16 protein-coding genes are annotated in these 19211 nt (G+C 68.1%); 8 read left to right on the forward strand and 8 right to left on the reverse strand.

The genetic code is table 11. The annotated features are described in order from the left end of the window. The first annotated feature begins 1 nt into the window (after position 1). Genes QT382_RS15745 through QT382_RS15765 form a run of 5 tightly spaced genes read left to right on the forward strand, consistent with a single transcriptional unit; the run spans position 2 to position 5361 of the window. A complete protein-coding gene (locus QT382_RS15745; RefSeq protein ID WP_289255040.1) occupies positions 2-796 on the forward strand; it encodes an AglZ/HisF2 family acetamidino modification protein in 795 nt (264 codons plus the stop codon). A gap of 4 nt (positions 797-800) precedes the next feature. Beyond that, on the forward strand, positions 801-1835 hold the full coding sequence (locus QT382_RS15750; RefSeq protein WP_289255041.1) for a polysaccharide biosynthesis protein: 1035 nt from the start codon (positions 801-803) through the stop codon (positions 1833-1835). 4 nt (positions 1836-1839) lie between these two features. After that, entirely contained in the window at positions 1840-2955 is a 1116-nt protein-coding gene (gene wbjC, locus QT382_RS15755; protein WP_289255042.1) for a UDP-2-acetamido-2,6-beta-L-arabino-hexul-4-ose reductase, read from the forward strand. Beyond that, positions 2952-4085, forward strand: coding sequence for a non-hydrolyzing UDP-N-acetylglucosamine 2-epimerase (gene wecB, locus QT382_RS15760; protein ID WP_289255043.1), 1134 nt, complete (start codon positions 2952-2954; stop codon positions 4083-4085). The genes wbjC and wecB overlap by 4 nt, the downstream gene beginning before the upstream one ends. A gap of 19 nt (positions 4086-4104) precedes the next feature. Beyond that, on the forward strand, positions 4105-5361 hold the full coding sequence (locus QT382_RS15765; RefSeq protein WP_289255473.1) for a glycosyltransferase family 4 protein: 1257 nt from the start codon (positions 4105-4107) through the stop codon (positions 5359-5361). On the opposite strand, the gene QT382_RS15770 is transcribed toward QT382_RS15765, so the two are convergent. Genes QT382_RS15770 through QT382_RS15790 form a run of 5 tightly spaced genes read right to left on the reverse strand, consistent with a single transcriptional unit; the run spans position 5307 to position 10795 of the window. After that, positions 5307-6182, reverse strand: coding sequence for a dTDP-4-dehydrorhamnose reductase family protein (locus QT382_RS15770; RefSeq protein WP_289255044.1), 876 nt, complete (start codon positions 6180-6182; stop codon positions 5307-5309). The genes QT382_RS15765 and QT382_RS15770 overlap by 55 nt on opposite strands. Beyond that, positions 6179-7399 (reverse strand): glycosyltransferase family 4 protein, encoded by a 1221-nt coding sequence (locus QT382_RS15775; RefSeq protein ID WP_289255045.1) that lies wholly within the window; start codon positions 7397-7399, stop codon positions 6179-6181. Before QT382_RS15775 ends, QT382_RS15770 begins: the two co-directional genes overlap by 4 nt. 5 nt (positions 7400-7404) lie before the next feature. After that, positions 7405-8448: a glycosyltransferase gene (locus QT382_RS15780; RefSeq protein ID WP_289255046.1), complete on the reverse strand. Its 1044-nt coding sequence runs from the start codon at positions 8446-8448 to the stop codon at positions 7405-7407. Continuing rightward, complete coding sequence (locus QT382_RS15785; protein ID WP_289255047.1) at positions 8445-9374, reverse strand: glycosyltransferase family 2 protein; 930 nt, start codon at positions 9372-9374, stop codon at positions 8445-8447. Before QT382_RS15785 ends, QT382_RS15780 begins: the two co-directional genes overlap by 4 nt. Further along, a complete protein-coding gene (locus QT382_RS15790; protein ID WP_289255048.1) occupies positions 9371-10795 on the reverse strand; it encodes a flippase in 1425 nt (474 codons plus the stop codon). The genes QT382_RS15785 and QT382_RS15790 overlap by 4 nt, the downstream gene beginning before the upstream one ends. 203 nt (positions 10796-10998) lie before the next feature. Here QT382_RS15790 and QT382_RS15795 point away from each other — a divergent pair, with 203 nt between their 5' ends. From QT382_RS15795 to QT382_RS15805, 3 genes are read left to right on the forward strand one after another with little or no spacing between them, the layout of a single operon-like run. After that, on the forward strand, positions 10999-11226 hold the full coding sequence (locus QT382_RS15795; protein ID WP_289255049.1) for a hypothetical protein: 228 nt from the start codon (positions 10999-11001) through the stop codon (positions 11224-11226). Next, the gene (locus QT382_RS15800; RefSeq protein WP_289255050.1) at positions 11223-13166 is read left to right on the forward strand and encodes a sulfatase family protein; all 1944 of its coding nucleotides are present in this window, start codon (positions 11223-11225) and stop codon (positions 13164-13166) included. The genes QT382_RS15795 and QT382_RS15800 overlap by 4 nt, the downstream gene beginning before the upstream one ends. Then, the gene (locus QT382_RS15805; protein ID WP_289255051.1) at positions 13163-14221 is read left to right on the forward strand and encodes a sulfotransferase family protein; all 1059 of its coding nucleotides are present in this window, start codon (positions 13163-13165) and stop codon (positions 14219-14221) included. Before QT382_RS15800 ends, QT382_RS15805 begins: the two co-directional genes overlap by 4 nt. Here the strand turns inward: QT382_RS15805 and QT382_RS15810 are convergent. The 3 genes from QT382_RS15810 to QT382_RS15820 are packed head-to-tail and all read right to left on the reverse strand — an operon-like array spanning position 14206 to position 19203. Further along, a complete protein-coding gene (locus tag QT382_RS15810) occupies positions 14206-15411 on the reverse strand; it encodes a type II secretion system F family protein (RefSeq protein WP_289255052.1) in 1206 nt (401 codons plus the stop codon). The two genes, QT382_RS15805 and QT382_RS15810, sit on opposite strands and share 16 nt — an antisense overlap. Positions 15412-15415: 4 nt before the next feature. Beyond that, positions 15416-17134: a GspE/PulE family protein gene (locus QT382_RS15815; RefSeq protein WP_289255053.1), complete on the reverse strand. Its 1719-nt coding sequence runs from the start codon at positions 17132-17134 to the stop codon at positions 15416-15418. A 2-nt stretch (positions 17135-17136) separates the two neighbouring features. Beyond that, complete coding sequence (locus QT382_RS15820) at positions 17137-19203, reverse strand: type II secretion system protein GspD (RefSeq protein WP_289255054.1); 2067 nt, start codon at positions 19201-19203, stop codon at positions 17137-17139. Positions 19204-19211 lie beyond the last annotated feature (8 nt).

Genomic DNA, 19211 nt, shown 5'->3' on the forward strand with positions numbered 1-19211 from the left:
CATGCTGCGCCCCCGCATCATTCCCTGCCTGCTCGTCCACAAGGGCGGCCTGGTCAAGACCCAGGTCTTCAAGGCGCCCAAGTACGTGGGCGACCCCATCAATGCCGTCAAGATCTTCAACGAGAAGGAATCCGACGAGCTGATGGTGCTGGATATAGACGCCAGCGTGAACGGCGTCGAACCCAACTACGCATTGATCGCCAAGCTGGCCGCCGAATGCCGCATGCCGCTTTGCTACGGCGGTGGCATCACTACGGCCGAACAGGCCGCACGCATCATCGACCTGGGTGTCGAGAAGGTGTCGATCAGCGCCGCTGCCGTGGCCGATCCCGGCTTGATCACCCGCATCGCCGACGCCATCGGCCGGCAGAGCGTGGTGGCCGTGCTGGACCTGCGCAAGAAGACCGGGCTGTTCGCCAAGGGCTATGAGCTTTGCACCCACAACGCTCGCAAGGCCCACAAGCTGGATCCGTTCGCCTTCGCGCGCCAGCTGCAGGAAGCCGGTGCCGGCGAGATCGTCATCAACTCCATCGACCGCGACGGCGAGATGAAGGGCTACGACCTCGAGCTGGCCCAGCAGATGCGCCAGACGCTGCGGATTCCCATGTCGGTGCTCGGCGGCGCCGGCTCGCTGGCCGACATCGAGGCGCTGATCAAGGCCTGCGGCGTCGTCGGCACCGCGGCCGGCAGCCTGTTCGTCTTCAAGGGCCAGTACCGCGCGGTACTGATCAACTACCCCACCCCGGCGCAGAAGGACGAGATCTTCCGCGCCGCCCTGCCTGGCCGCAAGGTCTGACCCCATGTTCAAGAACAAGACCCTGCTGATCACCGGGGGCACCGGCTCCTTCGGCAATGCCGTGCTGCGCCGCTTCCTCGATTCGGAGCTGAAGGAGATCCGCATCCTCAGTCGCGACGAGAAGAAGCAGGATGACATGCGCAAGCGCTATGCCAATCCCAAGCTGAAGTTCTACATCGCCGACGTGCGCGACGCCCGCAGCGTGGCGGCCGCGATGCGAGGCGTCGACTACTGCTTCCACGCCGCGGCCCTGAAGCAGGTGCCCTCCTGCGAGTTCCATCCGATGGAAGCGGTCCGCACCAATGTGCTGGGCACCGAGAACGTGCTGCAGGCGGCCATCGCCGCCGGCGTGCAGCGCGTGGTCTGCCTGAGCACCGACAAGGCCGTCTATCCGATCAATGCCATGGGCATCTCCAAGGCCATGATGGAGAAGGTCATGGTCGCCGCCTCGCGCAACCTCGAAGGCACGGGCACGGTGATCTGCGGCACCCGCTACGGCAATGTGATGGCCTCGCGCGGCTCGGTGATCCCGCTGTTCGTCGACCAGGTGCGTGCCGGCAAGCCGATCACCATCACCGACCCGGCCATGACCCGCTTCATGATGACGCTGGACGATGCGGTGGAGCTGGTCATGTACGCCTTCGCCCACGGCAACAACGGCGACATCTTCGTGCAGAAGGCCCCGGCCGCCACCGTGCGCGTGCTGGCCCAGGCCGTGCTGGAGCTGATGCAGCGCGCCGACCACGAGATCCGCGAGATCGGTACCCGCCACGGCGAAAAGCTCTACGAGGCGCTCTTGAGCCGCGAGGAACGTGCCGGCGCCGAAGACCTGGGCGAATACTTCCGCGTGCCGCCGGACGGCCGCGACCTCAACTACACCAAGTTCGTCGAACAGGGCGAGTCGCGCATCCAGGAAGCCGAGGACTACACCTCGCACAACACCCTGCGCCTGGACGTCGAGGGCATGAAGCAGCTGCTGCTCAAGCTCGACTTCATGCAGCGCATCGCACGCGGCGAGGCCGCCCAGGCCGAGGACTGAGACCATGCGCATCGCCATCACCGGCGCCTCCGGATTTGTCGGCCGCAACCTGCGCTGGCGCCTCAAGGAACTGGGCCACGCCGACGTGCGCCTGATCTCCCACCAGGCCAGCGACCGCGAGCTGATCGAGCAGCTGCAGGAGCTCGACTTCGTGTTCCACCTGGCCGGCGTCAACCGACCGCTGGATCCGGGCGAGTTCGACGACGGCAATGCCGACTTCAGCCTGCGCCTGACGGCCATCCTGGGCAGCCTGCCGAATCCGCCGGCCGTTGCTTTTGCATCGTCCACCCAGGCCGCGCTGGACAACAGCTACGGCCTCAGCAAGCGCGCCGCGGAAGACGCCTTGCTGCACTACAGCCGGCAATGCCGGGTGCCGGTCTACATCTTTCGCCTGACCAATGTGTTCGGCAAATGGTGCAGGCCCAACTACAACTCGGTGGTCGCCACCTTCTGCCACAACATCGCGCGCGACCTGCCGGTCACCATCAACGACCCCTGCGCCCCGCTGCGCCTGGTCTACATCGATGACGTGATCGACCATTTCCTGACGCTGCCGGGCAATGCCGCCGCACCGAGCGGATTCCTCGACGTGAGCCCGAGTTACGAGACCACGGTCGGCGAACTCGCGGAGACCCTGCGCGGCTTCCGCGACACGCGCAGCAGCCTGCTGATCGACCGCGTCGGCACCGGCCTCAAGCGGGCCCTGTATGCGACCTATGTCAGCTACCTGCCCACCGAGTCCTTCGACTACCAGGTGCCGCGCCACGCCGACCCGCGCGGCGTGTTCGTCGAGATGCTCAAGACGCCGGACGGCGGCCAGTTCTCCTACTTCACGGCCGGCCCCGGCATCACCCGCGGCGAGCACTACCACCACACCAAGACCGAGAAGTTCCTGGTCATCAAGGGCACGGCGCATTTCGGCTTCCGCCATATCGACAATGGCGACACCCACGAGCTGGTCACGCGCGGCGGCGAAGCCCGCATCGTCGAGACCATCCCGGGCTGGACCCACAACATCACCAACATCGGCGAGGACGAGCTGATCGTCATGCTCTGGGCCAATGAGGTCTTTGATCGCGCCCGCCCCGACACCGTCAGCATGAAGGTCTCTGCGACATGAAGAAGCTCAAGGTACTGACCGTCGTCGGCACGCGCCCCGAGATCATCCGGCTCTCGCGGGTCATGGCCCGGCTCGACGCCCATTGCGAGCATGTGCTGGTGCACACCGGCCAGAACTACGACTACGAACTGAACCAGGTCTTCTTCGACGACCTGGGCGTGCGCAAGCCGGCCCATTTCCTCAATGCGGCCGTGGGCGGCGCTGCACAGACCATAGGCAACATCATTGCCGGCATCGACCAGGTGCTGGAGGTCGAGCAGCCCGAGGCCATGCTGGTGCTGGGCGACACCAACAGCTGCCTGGCCGTGATCGCGGCCAAGCGGCGCAAGATTCCCATCTTCCACATGGAAGCCGGCAATCGCTGCTTCGACCAGCGCGTGCCCGAGGAAACCAACCGCCGCATCGTCGACCACACGGCCGACATCAACCTGACCTACAGCAGCATCGCCCGCGAGTACCTGCTGCGCGAAGGCATGCCGCCGGACCAGGTGATCAAGACCGGCAGCCCGATGTTCGAGGTGCTCGAGCACTACCGTCCCGGCATCGAGGCCTCCGACGTGCTGCAGCGGCTGCAGCTGCAGGAGCAGCAGTACTTCGTCGTCAGCGCCCACCGCGAAGAGAACATCGAATCTCCCCGGACCTTCGGCAAGCTGGTTTCGGTGCTCAACGCCGTCGCCGAGGACCATGGCCTGCCGGTGATCGTCTCCACCCATCCGCGCACGCAGAAGCGCATCGACGCCGAGGGCATCAAGTTCCACCCCGGCATCCAGCTGCTGAAGCCGCTGGGCTTCCTCGACTATGTCCGCCTGCAGCTGTCCTCGCGTGCCGTGCTGTCCGACAGCGGCACCATCAACGAGGAATCCTCCATCCTCAACTTCCCGGCGCTGAACCTGCGCGAGGCCCACGAGCGGCCCGAGGGCATGGAAGAAGCGGCCGTGATGATGGTGGGTCTCAGCGTCGACCGCGTGCGCCAGGGGCTCGCCCTGCTGGCCGGGCAGGCGCGCGGTGTGCAGCGCGATCTGCGCCTGGTGGCCGACTACAGCATGCCCAACGTCTCCGACAAGGTGCTGCGCATCATCCACAGCTACACCGACTACGTGAACCGCGTGGTCTGGCGCAAGTACGACTGAGCGGGGCCGGGTCTTGCGCGTGCTCGTGCTGAGCCAGTACTTCTGGCCCGAGGTTTTCCGTGTCAACGAGATCGTCTCCGAGCTGACGGCGCGCGGCCACGAGGTGACGGTGCTGACCGGCCGGCCCAACTATCCGGACGGCGTCGTGCTGCCCGAGTTCGCCGCCGACCCTGAGGCCTTCTCGCGCTACGCCGGTGCCGAGGTCATACGCGTGCCGCTGCGCCCGCGCGGCCAGGGCAGCTTGCGCCTGGTGCTGAACTACTGGAGCTTCGTGTTCTGGGGTTGCCTGCTGGGCCCCTGGAAGCTGCGCGGCCGGGCCTTCGACGCGATCTTCGTGTTCGAGACCTCGCCTATCACCTCGGCCCTGCCGGCCCTGCTGATCAAGAAGTTCAAGCGCGCGCCGCTGCTGCTGTGGGTGCTGGACCTGTGGCCGGACACGCTGTCGGCCATCGGCGTAGTCCGCTCGCCGCGGCTGCTCGGCTGGGTGGGGCACCTGGTGCGCTTCATCTACAAGCGCTGCGACCTGATCCTGGCCCAGTCGCGCGGTTTCTTTCCGCGCATCGAATGCTGGTCGCGCGATCCGGCCAAGACCCGCTACTTCCCGCAGTGGGCCGAGGCCACCTTCGACACCGACCTGGATGCGGTGGCGCCGGCACCCGAGGTCGTCGAGCACCAGGGCTTCTTCAACATCATGTTCGCCGGCAACATCGGCGAGGCCCAGGACTTCCCGGCCATCCTCGATGCGGCCGAGCAGCTGCGCGAACAGCGCCAGATCCGCTGGCTGATCGTCGGCGACGGCCGCGCCGCGCCCGAGGTGCGCGAAGCCATCGCCAGCCGGGGACTGCAGGACACGGTGTTCATGCTCGGCCGGCATCCGCTGGAGCGCATGCCCGGCTTCTTCAAGGGTGCGGATGCTCTGCTGGTGTCACTGAAGGCCGAACCCATCTTCGCGATGACCATTCCCGGCAAGGTCCAGGCCTATCTGGCCGCCGGACGGCCGTTGCTGGGCATGCTGGACGGCGAAGGCGCCCAGGTGATACGCGACGCAGGCGCAGGCCTGGTCTGCCCTTCGGGCGACGGCAAGGCGCTGGCGGCGCGAGCGCTTGAGCTCGCCGCGTTGAGCCCACAGGCCCGGCAGGCCATGGGGGCCAGCGGCCGGGCCTATTGCAGGCGCGAGTTCGACCGCGCGACGCTGATTGCCCAGCTGGAAGGCTGGTTGGCTCAGGCGAATTCGCGCATGCGCCGGACCAGCTCCGACCAGGCCGGCGGCCGATAGCCGCTGATCGCGTTGAAGCGCTCGGCGTTCAGCGAGCGGTCCATCACCAGTTCAGCGTCGGACTGCAGCTTGTTGGTCCGGCCATACTCGCGGGCCACGATTTCCAGCAGGTCGTACTTGCTGATGGTTTCGGCGCCCACGTGATAGGTGCCATGCAGTTCGGGCCGGGGGATCACATGCTCCTGGATCACCCGTGCCAGCTCGACCGTCGGCAGCGCCGAGAAGATGGCCTTGCTGAAGCCCTTGACCGGCCCCTGCTGGGACAGGAACCAGCCCACCAGGCCGTGCCCGGTGTTGAGCTCGTGGCCGATGATCGAGGTACGCAGCGTGATCGCGTTCGGGTAGTCGACCTCGCCCATCAGCTTGCTCCGGCCATACAGGTCGCTGGCATCCGGCACGTCGTCCTCGGTGTAGCTGCCACGCGCACCGGAGAACACGCAGTCGGTGCCGATATGGATCAGCCGGGCGCCACTCGCCAGGCACAGGCGAGCCAGGCGATGCGGCAACAGCGCATTGATGGGAATGGCGATGGCCGGATCCTCGGCCCCTGCCAGCTGCTTGACCACGCCGATGCAGTTGATCACCAGGTCGGGCCGGACCTCGGTGAAGAGGCGTCGCAGGCTGCTCAGCTGCTCGCCCTCCACATCGGCCACGAAGGTGACCTGCGGCAGGCGGCTCTGCAGGGTCTCGACGGTCGCCAGCTTGCGAACCGAACCGAAGACGCGGTACTGCGGATCCTGTGCAAACCAGCGCAGCACGGCATTGCCCAACATGCCGTTGGCGCCCAGCACCAGCAATCGGCGAGGAGTCGTTCCAGTCATGGCGCGGATTGTCCCTCATCCCTAGCAGCTGCCAGGTGCGCGCGCAGCGTTCGTGCCAGCGCCTCGGGCTCGAAGCTGGCGTCAAAGCAGCGCCGTGCCGCGCCGGCCATGGCCTCGCGTTGGCCCGCACTTGCCTGCTTGAGCTGGAGCGCAGCGGCGGCCAGAGCGGCAGCGTCTTCGGCGGGACAGGCCAGGCCGGCACCGGCTTCGGTGACGAGCGCAGCGCCCTCGCCATCGAGCGCGGCCAGGATGGGGCGGCCGGCACCGAGGTAGTCTTGCAGCTTGCTGGGCACGGTCCGGCTCAGAGCTTCGTCACGCTTGAGCGACACCAGCAGCACGTCGGCCTGGGCATAGATGCCGCCCATCTGCTCGGGCTCGAAGCGGCCCGGCAACAGCACCTGCGCCTGCAGGCCGCGCTGCTGCACTTGCGCCGCCAGCCAGTCCGATCGGGCTCCGCTGCCGACCAGCACCCAGCGGATGTCGCTGCCGGGCCCGAGCAAGGCGGCCGCGTCCAGCACGGTGTCCAGCCCCTGCGCCATGCCGAGGTTGCCGGCAAACACGATCTTGAAGCCCTCTCCCAGGCGCGGCCCGCCCGCTGTCACCGGTGCGGGCAGGCGGCCCGGATTCGGGTGATAGCGCACCGGCGTGGCGCCGGCCAGCGCCTGCACCGGCGCGATGAAGCCGCGCGACTGCACCAGCAGCAGGTCGCAGCGCTTGTAGATCCAGCGCACCACGGCGGCCGTGGCGGCCAGCAGGCGCGGGCTGCTGACATAGCCGGTGAGCTGCAGGCTCTCCGGCCAGAGGTCCTGGACCCAGGTCACCAGCGCAGCCTTCTTGAAGCACTTCAGGACCACGGCCGCAATCGCCTGCAGGATGGGTGAGGTGCCGTACACGAAGATCACGTCGAAGCGGCGGCCACGCAGGGCCCAGCTGCCGAGCACGGAGGCACTGGCGACGAAGGACAGGTAGTTCAGGATCAGGCGCAGGGCACCGCCCGGGCCGCGCGGCAGCAGCGGCACGCGCACGATCTCGCAGCCCTGGTAAGACTCGCGCTGGATGCCTGCCACGCGGTAGCCACCAAAGACCCGGCCCTCGGGGTAGTTGGGCTTGCCGGTCAGCACGGTCACCTCGCAGCCCTGCTGGACCAGCGCGGCAGCCACCTCGTTGATCGCAAAGGACTCGGGCCAGAAATGCTGGCTCAGCAGCAGCACTCGCATCGGCGTCAGCGCGGCTCGCCGCCATCGATGCGGCTCAGGAACTCGGCCGCAGTGAGCGGCGCCTGCAAGGCTTCGGGCCTTTGGAGAAAGCGCCGCACGGCCCGCGCGATCGAGACCGCCGACTCCGGATCAAAGGTCTCGGCCGGATGGCAGATGTCGCGCACATAGTCGCGTTCGCTGGCCACGATGGGCAGGCCGAGGACCTGGGCCTCGACCAGCGGCAGGCCGAAGGACTCGCCCAGCGAAGGAAAGATCAGCGCATGGGCATCGGCGTAGAACTGCGGCATTTCATGGTGCGGGCGCTGCGGCAGGTTGTGGATGGCCAGACCGTGCACCGACGCCTGCTGCATCACCCAGTCCCGCAAGGCGGCATGCCGGTCGCTCAGCGTCACGGCCAGGCGAGGCTTGAGGCCTTGCCCGGCCAGCAGTTGCCAGGCCTCGACCAGGCGCCGGTGATTCTTGTGCGGCTCGCCGTCGGCCACGAAGACGAAGTCGAATGGCTTGGCAAGCGGCTCGCCACTTGCTGGTACGACGAGGTCCGGCACGAAGGGCAGCACCCGCAGCGGCGCCGGCTCGGATCCGAACCAGGCCTGCAGGGCGCGGGCCATGGTCGGACTCTGCACGTAGTAGCAGCTGACGCTGGAGCGATAGAGGCGGCTGATCCACTGCTCGGCGCGATTGCGCCAGCGGGTGCGCCATCCGTATTCGTCAAGCGGCACCTGGCCCAGGTAGTTGCGGTTCTGCAGGAACAGCTGCGCCTCGGCGCGGCACAGCAGCGGCGGCAGCCCGTGAAAGCACAGCACGCGATCATCGGCCTTCGCCCGGCGCGCCAGCGAAACCTCGGCCCCCAGACGCGAGGCCAGGCTCGGGCTGACCCAGCTCACCTCGGCCTGCGCGGGCAGCTGCAGTGCCGCCTTGGCGCGCTGGTCCAGCCAGGCAATCAGCGGAGCCTGGGCGGGCCAGGCGTCCAGCAATTGCTGCAGCAGGACCAGGCCACCGCCGGTATGGACATTGGGCGCATGCAGCAGCAGACGGCGTCCAGCGGTCATGCGGCCACCCCACGCAGCACCCGCCGTGCGCCGTAGTAGGCCCGGCGCGTGAAGCCGACCAGCAACTGGCGCCAGATCGCCGGCTCCAGGGCCAGGCCGGGGCGCCGCTGGAAGGCCTGGGCCAGCCTTCCAAGGGCCAGCAGGGGTCGTCCGGACTGGGCGTGATTCTTGGCTGCGATGCTCAGCGCGCGAGCCGTGGCGCGCGATGCGCTGCCCGCATCCGGCGCGCTCTCCCAGAAACCTTCGACGACGCGGACGATCTCGTCGGCCCGCGCCTCGGGCATGACCATGAAGGAAGCCGAGCCCTCATGGATGCGGTAGTCGGCCAGGCATTGGGGCACCCGCAGAAAAGCGCCTTCGGCGGAAGCGCGCAACCAGAATTCAAAGTCGGGAACCTGGCGACGTCGCACGTCCCAACCGCCGGTGGCCTCGAAGACGCGGCGCCGGAAGAACGCACCCGGCCCCGGCTGGCAGACCAGTTCGACGCGCAGTTGCTCGGCATCGAACTCGGCCGCCTGCACCGGACGCAGGCGCCGGCCGGCGGCATCCATCAGCCAGAAGTCGCAATAGGCCACGGCGACCTCGGGGTGCGCGTTGAGCGCCGCCACCATGGCGCTCACCGCGCCGGGACAGAGGCAGTCGTCCGAGCTCAGGTAGGCCAGGATCTGGCCCTGCGCCAGCGACCAGCCGCGGTTCAGCGTCGCCGCCTGGCCTGCGTTGGCTTGCGTCAGCACGCGAAGGCGCCCGGGATGCTCGCGGGCCAGGCCTTCGGCAATTGCCAGCGTCGCGTCGCCGGAGCCATCGTCGATCACCAGGTACTCCAGCGCCGGATAGTCCTGGGCCAGCACGCTCTCGATGGTGGCCCGCAGATAGTCGGCCTGGTTGTAGGCCGGCGTGACAATGCTGACGAGGGGAAGCTGGCTCATGGATTGAAGTGGCGCTGGCGCCAGGCCATTGTCGTCGCCAGGGCGGTCAGCAGCAGCCAGACCAGCAAGCGCCCGCCCAGGCTGGGCAGCGCGGCCGCAGCAAAGGCCGGCAGCACGAGCAGCGTGCCGGCCAGCCACTGGCGCATCGGCCAGGCTGCGCCGCCACGTTGCCGCCCGCACAGCAGGAACAGGGCCGCCGCATCGACCGACATTCGCAACAGCCAGGCCCAGGCCGCGCCCTGCATTCCCCAGGCACGGGTCAAGGCCCAGAGGCCAAGCAGGAAGACCGGCAATTCCAGCGCATGCAGCAGGGCCGGTCCGCGGAACTGGCCGGCGCCATGCAACCAGGTCAGCGGTACATGGGCCAGGCAATTGATCAGGATGCCGAACGCAAACAGCTGCAAGAGTGCTGCGCTGTGACCGGCGAACTCCGCCCCCAGCCACAGGCTCAGCAATTCGTTCGCAAACAGGGCCAGGCCCAGCGTGATCGGCAGCAGCACGAGGAACAGCAGGCCGACGGCCCGATCGAACAGCCGCCAGCTGTGGTCATCGCTGCGCGCCAGCTGGGCTGCGAAGGCCGGCAACAGCACGGCCGTCAGCGCGCCCGGCAGTATCCAGAGCTTGGTGACCAGTTCCTGCGGCGTGGCGTAGTAGGCCGCTGCCGCTGCGGAAATGCCAATACCGACGAAGAACCGATCGGCATAGCCCATCAGGGGGCTGATCACATTGCTCAGCGTCAGCCAGCCGCCCGACACCAGCAGCGGCCGCACCCAGCGGCGCTGCCACTGCAGATGACCGCGCAACTGCGGCAGCGCGCGCGACACCGCCCAGGCATGGACACCGCAGGCCAGGACCCGGCCCAGCACCAGGGCCAGAGTGATCAGCGCCAGGTCCGGCCCCCAGAGTTTCACGACCAGCCAGGGGCCGGCAAAGGTCCAGGCGCCCAGCGGCAGCCGGACGAGATTGATCAGGCCGAAAGCATGGCAGGCCTCCAACATGCCGCGCAATCCTGCCGTTATCACCATGAACGGCAGGCCGAAGCCCATCAGCTGCAGGGCGATGCGCGCCGCCTTGGCATCAGTGAGCGAAGGGAAGGCGGCAACACCCGCCGGCGCCAGCCCGACCAGCAGCAAGCCGCCGATCAGGCCCAGGCCCGCCATCAGGACCAGCGCGGTGGCCGACAGGGCGCCGGACCGCTGCGCATCTCCCTGCGACAGGCTGACCGCCAGTTGCTGCGTAAGCGCCCGTCCCAGGCCGAGGTCGAAGAGTCCGAAATAGCTGGTGACCGCCCAGATCAGGGTCAGCAGGCCGAAGCGCTCGGGCCCCAGGGCCTGCAGCAGGGAGGGAATGAGCAGCAGCGCCAGCAGCAGTGGCGCCCCGAGACCCAGCAGATTGAACAGCGTGTGGCGGGCGATTCTCAAGGCGGCGGGTGGGTCGGCTGGAGGTGACGGTGGCCTGTGCAGGGTGCCCGCAGCCGAACGGCTGGGGCGACGGATTCTAAGGGCAGGCCCCAGGGCGGGACGACCATCCGGCAGCAGTGCAGCAGATAGAATTCGCGGCCTGCTGCCGACCCGCGCGGACACGCTTTTATCGCTGCGCCGCGGCAGCCCCTCAGACCTGCACCATGCCCAAACGATCCATCGAACGTCTGCTCGCGCTGTTCCTGCTGCTCTTCGTTGCCTGCAGCGGTTCGGCCCATGCGTACATCGACCCGAACGCGGGCGGGCTGCTCTTCCAGCTGCTGGCACCGCTGTTCGCCGCGGTGGTGGGCGCCTGGTTGTTCCTGCGCCGCTGGATCGCCGACTTCTTCCGTCGCGCCTGGCGCCGGCTGAGCGGCCGCGGCGAGGAATGAACGGCGACGGCGTCGCGCTGGCGGCGCGCGGTTTCTGGCCGCGACTCTGGACAGCCTTCGCGGCCCTGGGCCTGGTCTGGATGCCCCTGGTGCTGTTGCGCCAGATCGATGCCTACGTCGCCTTCCTGACGCCGATGCAGTTGCTGCGCGACGCGGCACTAGCCTACGTACTGCTGCTCCTGCCCGCTGCCCTGCTGGCCGCGTTCGGCAGCCTGGCCGCCGCGGCACTGGACCGCCTGGCACGCACCGCCGGACGGGGCGGCATCCTGGCCTGGGCCCTTGTGCTGGCGCCCACACTGTGGGTCTGCCTCTGGCAACTCGGCAGCAGCGCCTGGGCCTGGCTCCGGTCGCTGGCCGGCGATGCATTCGCGATCAGCCCGGCCATGCGCGTTGGGGCCGCCGTGCTGCTCCTGGCCCTGCTGGCCTGGCTGGTGCGTCGCTTCGGCCTCACCCGCCTGATGCTGCGCCTGGTGGAGCGCCTCGCCGACTTGCAGCGACCTGCCCAGGGCCTGCTCGTCGTGGCGTTGGTAGTAGTCGTGATGGCGCCACCGACGATGCTGAGGACCAACCCTGTAGCCACCAGCACGCCCGGGCCGGCTCGCCCTGACGTCTACCTGATCACCATAGACACGCTGGCCGAAGCCGATGCGCGCGTCTGCGGCGAGGGTCCGGGCCTGATGCCGGAACTGCAGGCCTTCGCAGCCTCAGCCACCTGCTTCAGCCGCGCCTATTCGACCAGCAACTTCACGACGCCGAGCACCTCGACGCTGGAGACCGGTGCCCTGCCCTGGACCCACTGGGCGGTACAGATCGCCGCACCGGTCGCCGCACCGCTGCAAGACCCATCGCTCGCAAGACAGCTGCGCGAGGTCGGCTACGAAGCCCATTCGCTCAACGCCAATCTGCTGGCCAGCCCGCGCCACCACGGCACCTCGGCGAGCTGGGACAGCGCGGTGATCACCGAGTCCGATGCGCTCGGAAACCTACCGCGCGTTGCCCTGACACGCCTGGGTGCCACCACCCTGCCCTACTGGTTTTCCAGCCTGCTGCCTTTCCTGGACACGCTGGACGTCTACCGGCAGGGTGACAAGCATCCCTACGCCGCGGAACACACCTACCGTGCCCTCGATCCGCTGCTCAAGCAAGCCGGCGACAAGCCCAGGTTCGTCTGGCTGCATACGCTACCGCCTCATGATCCCTACCTGCCGCCCGCCGTCAGCAAGTACAAGCTGCTGCCGCGCGGCGAGCTGGAGCGCTGGGGCGACTTCCGCGCCATGGGCGACTACGCCCCCGCCGCCCAGGCCAGCATCGACAAGTACCGGCTGAGATACCGCGAGAGCATCATGGGCGCCGATGCCGCGCTGGGTGCCTTGCTGCGCCAGCTGAAAGCCCAGGGACGACTGGACCAGGCGCTGGTGATCATCAGTTCCGACCATGGCGAGTCGTTCGAGCGGGGCTTCCTCGGCCACGCCGGCGAGCGTATCCACAACGCCGTGCTGCAGGTGCCACTGGTGATCAAGCTGCCCGGGCAGACCCTGGCCCGGCGCGTCGAAACGCCGGTCAGCCTCGCCGACCTGGCGCCCACCATCGCCGACCTTGCCGGCGCCAAGGCCCTGCCCTATGCCGACGGACGCTCCCTGCGACCGGCGCTGCAAGGCGAAGGACTTGAGAACAGGCCGGTCTTCGCCATGGCCATGGAACGGCAAAGCCGCTTCCAGACGATCTCGCAAGGTCATTACGCTCTCATCCTTGGTGACCACAAGCTGGTGCACCACCTGGCCGAACAGCGCAGCGAGCTCTTCAATCTGAAGCGGGATCCGACCGAGCTGCAGGACCTCAGTGCCAGCGAACCGGCGCTCGCGGCGCAATTGCTGCAGACGCTGCGCGGGCACCTGGCATCGGCCGAGCAACGCCGCGACCGGCTGGTAGCGGAACCATGACCTTCAAGCTGCCCGCCCTGACCCTGTCCAAGCCGCTGCTGGCCTGGCTGCGCGAGGACCCGCATTGGCCAAGGCTGGACTGGCGGCTCAGGGCCGCCCTGGCCTGGCGAGCCCACTGGGGCAGCGTCAACGCCCGCCTCAGCGAAGCGCAGGCGCGGCCCGCCGCCAGTACGCAAGACCTGGCCCCGCTCCTGATACTGGGTCCCTGGCGCAGCGGCACGACCGTGATGCATGAGCTGCTCACCGCGGCAACTGCCTGGCCAACGCCGCTCACCTGGCAATGCATGGATGCCTGTGCTTTCCGGCTGGGGCACCCGCCACGCAGCGGCGTGCGCATCGCCCGCCCGATGGATGGGCTGACGGTGGACGCCCTGTCGCCGCAGGAAGACGAGTTCGCACTACTGACCCTGGGCCAGCCCTCCGCCTACCGGGCCTTCTGGCAGCCGCAGCGCATCCTCGAGCTGCTGCCCACGCTGGAGCAGGAGTTCTGGCTGGAGCACGGCGAGTGGCTGGCGCCCTGGGAATCCTTTCTCCGTGCCGTGCAGGCCAGCGCTCCATCGGCTGGCGGCCTGATCCTCAAGTCACCCAACCACAGCTTCCGGCTGCAGGCCATCCTGCGCCGCTTCCCGGCTGCCAAGGTCGTCTGGATGCTGCGGGATCCGGCGGACGTTTTTCAGTCCAACCTGAAGATGTGGCGCACCATGTTCCGCGAGCATGGTCTGGGGCCGTCGCAGGACGAGGCGCTCGAGCAATTCCTGGTGGCGGCGCTACAGGCCAGCGCAGCGAGCTTGCGCTGGGCACTCGCCGAACTGCCTGCCGGCCAGCTGGTCTGCTGCAGCCAGGAACAATTGCGCCAGGCGCCGGCCGAACATGTGGAGCGAATCCTCGATGCACTCGGCCTGCGAGACCAGGCGGACGGCGTCGCCCTGCGCTCTGCAATCAAGCGCACCCAGGTCGGCCGCACCGAGGTCTACTCCGAGCCCTTGCCGGCGGCGGCACGGGCGGCCGTCGAGGCCCTGCGTGCCGCGCAGGCCGAGGCTCAGCCCGCCAGCTGATTCATGCCGGTGATGGCCGTCATCACGGCGACCATCACGAAACCGATGACGCCGCCGATGAGCAGGATGGCCGCGGGCTCGATCAGGGTCAGCAGGCGACGCTGCATCAGACGGGCCGCATCGGTCTGGCTGTGGCCCAGTGCCAGCAGCATCTTGGGCAGCTCGCCGCTGCGCTCGCCCACGCGTATCAGGTTCAGGCGCGATGCCGGGAACCAGCCTTGGGATTCCAGGGCCACGGCCAGGGTCTGCCCCTGTTGCAGCGCACGCGCGGCTCGCTCCAGGCCACTGCGCAGGATCTCGAACTTCAGCACGCGCGCCGAGATGCCCATGGCCTCGATGATGGGCACGCGGTTGTCGAGCAAGGTGCCCAGGATCGTGGCCCAGCGCCCGATTTCGCTCTGCAACAGCCAGGGCCCGATGCCGGGCAGCTTGAGCAAGCCCTGCATGAATTGATGGCGCAGGTTTTCGCGGCTCGCCGCCATGCCGAGCAAGGCAACGAGGCCGCCTACGCCGAAGCCGAACTCCGTCAGGTGGGCCCGCAGGAAAACGCCCGACTCGATCACCCAGCGCGACATCTCGGGCACATTGGATCCGCCGCGACGGATCAGCGGCGCGAACTTGGGCACCACGCCGATGAAGATCAAGAGCACCGCCAGCGTGCCGGCCACCACCAGCACGGTCGGGTAGATCAGGGCACTGCGCAGCTCTTCCGTGACCTTGCGGTCCAGATCCATCTGGTCGGCCGCCTCGCCAAGTGCCCGGGCCAGCTGGCCGCTGGCCTCACCCGCCTGAGTCAGGGCGAGCACGAAGGGCGGCAGGCGCAGGCTTGCATCGCTCAAGGCCTCCGACAGGCGACCGCCGCCCCGGACATGGCCGTGCAAGCGATCAAGCGCCGGTCCCAGTGCCTGGTCGGCATAGGCCTGCACCAGGCTTGGCAAGGCATCACCCAGGGTGACGCCGGCGCTGAGCAGGGTCGCCAGCTCACGCAGCAGCAAGGTCTGGTCGGCAGTCCGTATGCGTCCGCTCGCAGCACGACCGGCGCGACGTGCCGGGACATCGACGGCGTCGAGCCTGACTGGCGTCAGACCGGACGCGCCCAGCTGGCGCACGGCAGCGCCCTCGTCGGCGGCGTCTATGCTGCCCTTGTGCTCATGGCCGTCACGGTCACGCGCGCTGTAGTCGAATCGCATGGCTTCAGTCCGCCAGGCTGCCGCCGGTGGCCCGCAAGACTTCGTCCAGCGTGCTCATGCCGGCCACCACCTTCAGGACACCTTCCTGCGCCAGGCTTCGTCGGCCCTGGGCGTTGGCCATGGCTTCAATCGAAGCGATGGGCTCGCCCTGGGCGATCGCATGCTGCAAATCGGGCCCGAGATCGAGCATTTCGTAGATGCCCACACGGCCGCGGAATCCGGTCTGCTCGCAGGCCGGGCAGCCGATCGGCTTGCGCCAGCGCGGCAGCTCGGACACCGGCAAGCCATCGCTGCCAGCATCGACCAAAGACAGCTGCAAGGAGCGGTCACTCAAGGCTGCAGGCGCCGTGGTGGGCTGCGCGCAGGCATCGCAGAGGCGACGCACCAGGCGCTGAGCCATCACGGCACGCAGCGAAGCCGCCACGAGGAAGGGCTCGACCCCCATGTCCACCAGGCGCGTGATTGCCGCCGGCGCGTCGTTGGTGTGCAAGGTGGCCAGCACCAGGTGTCCGGTCAACGCCGACTGGATGGCGATCTCCGCGGTCTCGCGATCGCGAATTTCGCCCACCATGATCACGTCGGGATCGTGACGCAGGAAGGCGCGCAGCGCGCGCGCAAAGGTGTAGCCGATTTCGGCCTGGGTCTGCACCTGGATCACATGGGGCAGACGGAATTCGACCGGGTCTTCGACGGTGACGATCTTGCGCGTCTGGTCATTGGTGGCCGCGAGCGCCGAGTAAAGCGTCGTGCTCTTGCCCGAGCCGGTCGGGCCGGTCACCAGCACCAGGCCATTGGGAATACCCAGCCAGCGCTTGAACATGCCCAGTTGGGTCGGCCGCATGCCCAGCCGTTCCAGCGACAGGTCGTCGCGCCGCTTCGGCAGCAGGCGCATCACGATGGACTCGCCATAGACCGCCGGAATGGACGACACGCGCACGTCGATCTCGGCACCAGCAGCGCGCATCGAGATGCGGCCATCCTGCGGCAGGCGCCGCTCCGCGATGTCGATGCCGGCGATCAGCTTGATGCGCGAGGCAACCGCCGGATAGCGATCCATGCCCAGGCTCTGGCGCAGGTGCAGCACGCCGTCGATGCGCAGACGCACTTCGAATTCACGCTCGCCCGGCTCCAGGTGGATGTCGGAAGCTCGCGCCTCGACGGCTTGCGCCACCAGGTTGTTGACCAGGGCGATGACCGGGGCGTCCTCGGCCAGTTCGCGCAGGGCCCGCGCATCCAGCGACTGCAGGTTCAGCTCGCTGCGGGCAAGGCGTTGGCTCCATTGCTCCAGGTCGGCCTCGGGCATCAGCTGCCAATCGGCGCCTTCCAGCGAATCCAGCGCGGCCACGCTTTCGCGCAGATCGGCCAGCAAGGGGTCGGCACTGACGATCTGCCAGCGACCATCAGCCTCGCGCCACGGAAGGACGCCGGCGGCCAGCAGTCGCTGCCCGGGCGCGCCGAGCTCTGCCAGGGCAGCGCGCACGGCGGCTTCGTCCAGCTGGGCACCGCGGAGCAGCGGCATGCCCAACTGCTCGGCCAGGACCGGATAGAGGGAATCGGCCGTGACTGCACCCATGCGCAGCAAGACGGCACCGATACGACCCCCATGGGCCGCCTGGTAGCCCAGCGCCGCGTCCAGGTCGCTGCTGCGCAGCAGGCCGCGATCAAGCAGCAGCTCGCCCAGGCGGCGGGGGCGGCGCTCCATGCCGGCTTCGTCCTTGGCCATCATCAGCGCTGCGGCGTGCCGGCCGGCCGGGTATCAGGCTTGTCCGGACCACTCGCCCAGGAACCGAGCTGCTTGCGGAAGGCGTCGGTGATCGCCTCGGCATCGTGCGAGTCGTTGGCGATATAGGGCGTGATCAGCACGATCAACTCGCGCCGGACACCCCCCTTGGACTGCTTGCTGAAGAAGCTGCCGATCAGCGGCAGGTCTTTCAGGAAGGGCACGCCGGCATTGCCCTGCGATCCGGTCTCGGAGATCAGGCCGCCCAGCAGCACGGTGGCGCCATTTCGCAGGGTCAGCTTGGTGTCGACCTTGCGGGTCTGGAACGTCGGCGAGCTGGCCACACCAGTCTCGGTCTTGCCTGCTTCGCTGACTTCCTGCGTCACGTCCAGGTCCACCTGGTCGCCGGAATGGATGACCGGCTTGATTCTGAGAATCACGCCGGTGCTGCGGTACTGGACCGTCTGCAGCAGGCCGAGGCCATTGTTGACTGCGGTCGTGCCGGTCGATTGCTGCGACGTGATGATGGGCACTTCCTGACCGACCTGGATGGTTGCCGCTTCGCCATTGCGTGCCATCAGGCGCGGGCTCGACAAAATGGTGGCCCGGTTGTTGGAGGCCAGTGCATTCAGGGCCACTCGCAGGCCGCCGGCGTTGTTGAAGACCTTGAAGTTCAGGCCCGCCGTTCCCAGGGCTGTGCCGCCCTGGGTATTGACGTTGTAGCTGCCGCCATGGTCGCTGAGCCATTCAACGCCCAGAGCACGCGAGTCATCGACCGACAACTCCGCCACCGTGACCTCGATCAGGGCGGCCTTGGTGGGTCGGTCCAGGGTCTGCAGCAGCGACGTGATCTGGCCGTATTCGTCCGGCCGGGCCTGGAAGATCAGCACGTTGGTCGACTTGTCGACGACGACGGACGTCAGGCGGGTCGTTGCGGAATCGCTGCCTGCGGTCGTGCCCGGCGCGGCCGCAGCCGGGGTCGCCCCACGGTTGCCCGTGAGGATGCGGTCCAGCGTCTGGCCCAGCAGTTCCGCGTCCTTGTGCTTGACGGCGTAGGTGAAGAAGTTCTTGCCGATGCCGCGCTCGTTGGGCTTGTCCAGCGTACGGGCCCATTCCGCCACGTGATTGGCGACGGCATCGGTCGCGGCGAACACGTAGACGGCATTGAGTGCGGCCACGGGCAGCAGGATCACCGGATAGCGGCTGGCTCCGGGGGTGATGGCCTGTCCGACCGGATGGACGGCGTAACCCTCGGCGCCCAGCACCTCGGCAAGCCGCCGGGCCAGTTCCTCGCTGGACCAGAACGCTGGCGTCAGCGCCAGGCTGGCACGCCCCTTCATGGCTGGTTGGTCGAGGGCCTCGATGGCCTCGAGGGCCGCCTTCATGTCGTCCGGATTGCCGCGCAGCAGCACGGCGTTTCGACCGGCATCCTCTTGCACGGTGATGCGTTCGCCGAACATGGTGCGCAACCAGTTGGTGACATCGGTCTGCCGCACGGTGGACAAGGTCACCAGCTGGAAGACCGGTCGCAGCGGCAGCGGAACGTCGGCCGTGGCGGAGCCGTAACGAATGGTCGGCAGGCTGCCGAGCTGTGCGTTGTCCGGGACCACGCGCACGAGGCCGCCCACGTCGATGGCAGAGACACCATAGCTCTTCAGCAGCAGGCGCACGGCCTGCTCGATCTGTGCCGCTGTCTGCCCGCCACCGGTGCGGAAGGTCACGAGGTCCTGACGGGCCGTGATCGACGGATGGACGTTGACGTTCTTGCGCAGCACCTCGGCATAGACGAACTGCACAAAGGCCGGGAGCGCCACCTGCTGCAGATTGACCGCAGCAAGCACTTCACCGCCGCTGGTGTCGACAGGCACGACGGGGTCGGCCGCTGCCTGGCTTGCCGCGGGCGCCACCGGATTGGCAGCAACGCCCATGGTCGGCGACAGCTTCTCCTTGCCCAGGGCAGCACTGCTCGGGCTCACCGAAGCGGCGCCGGGCACCACGGCCGGCAGCCTCGGCTCGATCTGGGCGCAGGCCCCCAGTAGCAGGCAGCTGGCCAGCGTTGCCCGGGCGGGCATTCGCTCAA

It is taken from the genome of Pelomonas sp. SE-A7 (assembly GCF_030345705.1).
Classification (GTDB): Bacteria; Pseudomonadota; Gammaproteobacteria; order Burkholderiales; family Burkholderiaceae_C; genus JAUASW01.